The 2,972-nt window shown below is 75.0% G+C and carries 4 protein-coding genes; all 4 read left to right on the forward strand.

Features of this window, described 5'->3' with window-relative positions:
• Positions 1-291, forward strand: a 291-nt coding sequence (locus tag D8M29_RS10485; RefSeq protein WP_255420501.1) for an Asd/ArgC dimerization domain-containing protein, incomplete at its 5' end; no start/stop codon positions are given.
• Positions 288-1,448, forward strand: coding sequence for a bifunctional glutamate N-acetyltransferase/amino-acid acetyltransferase ArgJ (gene argJ, locus D8M29_RS10490; RefSeq protein ID WP_127445954.1), 1,161 nt, complete (start codon positions 288-290; stop codon positions 1,446-1,448). The genes D8M29_RS10485 and argJ, both read left to right, overlap by 4 nt.
• Positions 1,449-1,459: 11 nt before the next feature.
• A complete protein-coding gene (gene argB / locus D8M29_RS10495; protein WP_238692819.1) occupies positions 1,460-2,446 on the forward strand; it encodes an acetylglutamate kinase in 987 nt (328 codons plus the stop codon).
• Positions 2,443-2,972, forward strand: a 530-nt coding sequence (locus tag D8M29_RS10500) for an aminotransferase class III-fold pyridoxal phosphate-dependent enzyme (RefSeq protein WP_127445955.1), incomplete at its 3' end; no start/stop codon positions are given. The genes argB and D8M29_RS10500, both read left to right, overlap by 4 nt.

The following is a 2,972-nucleotide window of genomic DNA, read 5'->3' on the forward strand; positions in this document are numbered from 1 at the left end:
CGCCCCGGCGTGGCCGCCGCGGACGTGCGCGCGGCATGGGCCGCGGCCTACGGCGGCGAACGCTTCGTGCACCTGCTGCCCGAGGGGCAGTGGCCGACGACGAAGGCGGTCCTCGGCTCCAACCACGTGCAGCTGCAGCTCGCCGTGGATGAGCGTGCCGGCCGCGTGATCGTCTGCGCGGTGCTCGACAACCTCACCAAGGGCACGGCCGGCGGCGCCGTGCAGTCCATGAACATCGCCCTGGGCCTGCCGGAGCAGGCGGGGCTCGAGCAGCAGGGGGTCGCGCCGTGAGCGTCACCGCAGCACAGGGGTTCCGGGCGGCCGGCGTCACCGCGGGGCTGAAGGCCTCGGGCACGCCCGACGTCGCCGTCGTCGTCAACCAGGGCCCGCGCGACGCGGCGGCCGCCGTCCTCACCGATAACCGGGTGGCGGCCGCCCCCGTGGTCTGGACCCGCCGCGCCGTGCGGGACGGCCGCGCGACCGCGGTCGTCCTGAACTCCGGCGGGGCCAACGCGGCCACCGGCGCCGAGGGCCTCGAGGACGCCCGTCGCACCGCCGAGCACGCGGCCGCCGCCCTCGGAACCGCCGCCGACGACGTGCTCGTCTGCTCGACCGGCCTCATCGGCGAGCGCCTGCCGATGGACACGCTCACCGCGGGCGTGGCCGAGGCGGTCGCCGCCCTCAGTCCGGACGGCGGCGAGGACGCCGCCGTCGCGATCAAGACCACGGACACCGTGGCCAAGACCGCCGTGGCCCGCGGCGCGGGCTTCACCGTGGGCGGCATGGCCAAAGGGGCGGGCATGCTGGCACCCGGCATGGCCACGATGCTCAGCGTCATCACCACGGACGCCGACGTCCCCGCCCCCGCCCTCGACGCGGCCCTGCGCGAGGCCGTGCGCGCCACCTTCAACCGGGTCGACTCGGACGGGTGCATGTCCACCAATGACACCGTGATCCTGCTGGCCTCGGGCGCGTCCGGGACGGCGCCCGAGCCCGCGGCGTTCGCCGCGGCCCTCCACGAGGTCTGCGCGGACCTGTCCCGCCAGCTCGTCGCCGACGCCGAGGGTGCCCGGCACGACATCGCCGTGCGCGTGGTCCACGCCGAGACCGAGGAGGCGGCCGAGGCCGTCGCGCGCGCTGTCGGCCGCTCCAACCTGTTCAAGACCGCGATCTTCGGCCAGGACCCGAACTGGGGACGCGTGATCGCCGCCGTCGGCACGGTCCCGGAGTCGGTCGCCGCCTTCGACCCGTACGCCCTCGACGTGCGCTTCAACGGCGTCCAGGTGTGCCGCGCCTCCGGCGTGGGAGAGGACCGCTCCCGCGTGGACCTGACGGCCCGCGAGGTGCTCGTCGAGGTCGACCTGCACGCCGGCGACGCCGAGGCCACGGTCTGGACCAACGACCTGACGCACGACTACGTCCACGAGAACTCCGCCTACTCCACGTGAGGACCCCCAGCATGACCCCGCACACCGATCCGGCCACGGCGGCCGCGCCCGTCCTGTCCACCGCGGACCGGCTCGACCGCGCCGAGTCCAAGGCGGAGGTCCTCGTCGAGGCCCTGCCCTGGATCCGGCGGTTCGCCGGCACCGTCATGGTCGTCAAGTACGGCGGCAACGCCATGGTGTCGGAGGAGCTGCGCCGGGCGTTCGCCGAGGACATCGTGTTCCTGCACCACGTGGGGGTCCACCCCGTGGTGGTGCACGGCGGCGGCCCGCAGATCAACGCGATGCTCGACCGCCTCGGCATCGCCTCGGAGTTCCGCGGCGGCCTGCGCGTGACCACCGAGGAGGCCATGGACGTGGTCCGCATGGTGCTCACGGGACAGGTGGGCCGCGAGCTGGTCGGCCTCGTGAACTCCCACGGCCCGTACGCCGTCGGCTTCTCCGGCGAGGACGCGGGGCTGCTGCGCGCCCGCCGCACGGGCGCCGTCGTCGACGGCCAGGAGGTGGACCTCGGCCTCGTGGGAGAGGTCACCGGAGTCGACCCGACCGCGATCCTCGACGTGATCGAGTCCGGGCGGATCCCCGTGGTCTCGTCGGTCGCCCCCGAGATCAACGACGACGGCGAGCCCACCGGGCAGGTCCTCAACGTCAATGCGGACACCGCCGCCGCGGCCCTGGCCGCCGCCCTCGGCGCCGCGAAGCTCGTGCTGCTCACCGACGTCGAAGGCCTCTACGCCGACTGGCCGGACCGCGACTCCCTCATCAGCTCGCTCACCGCCGCCCAGCTGCGCGCGCTGCTGCCCTCCCTGGCCTCCGGGATGATCCCGAAGATGGCCGCGTGCCTGGCGGCCGTGGACGCCGGCGTGCAGCGCGCCCACGTCGTGGACGGCCGCCGCCCCCACTCGATGCTGCTCGAGGTCTTCACCTCTGCGGGCGTCGGCACCCAGGTGGTGCCCGACGCCGAGCCCACCGCCCCGACCACCCCCGAGGAGGACGCATGAGCACCGACCAGTCCGCGCTGCTGGAGCGCTACCACGCCGCCCTGACCGGAGTCTTCGGCCGCCCCACCCGCGTGCTCGTGCGCGGCGAGGGGGTCCACGTGTGGGACGCCGACGGCCGGCGCTACACGGACCTGCTGGCCGGCATCGCCGTGAACGCGCTCGGCCACGGCCACCCGGCGCTGGTGCGGGCGGTGTCCGAGCAGGTCGCCACGCTCGGCCACGTGTCCAACCTCTTCACCTCCGAGCCGCAGATCCGCCTGGCCGAGCGCCTGCTGGAGCTGGCCGGCGCGCCCGCGGGCTCCACCGTGTTCTTCGCGAACTCCGGCACGGAGGCCAACGAGGCCGCGTTCAAGCTCGCCCGCCGCCACGGTGCGGACGACCCGTCCGGCCGCCGGACGCGGGTGATCGCGCTCGAGCGGGCCTTCCACGGCCGCACGATGGGCGCCCTCGCGCTCACGCACAAGGAGGCCTACCGGGCGCCCTTCGAGCCGCTGCCCGGCGGCGTGAAGCACGTGCCGGGCGGGGA

The organism is Micrococcus sp. HSID17227 (genome assembly GCF_003989405.1).
Classification (GTDB): Bacteria; Actinomycetota; Actinomycetes; order Actinomycetales; family Micrococcaceae; genus Micrococcus; species Micrococcus luteus.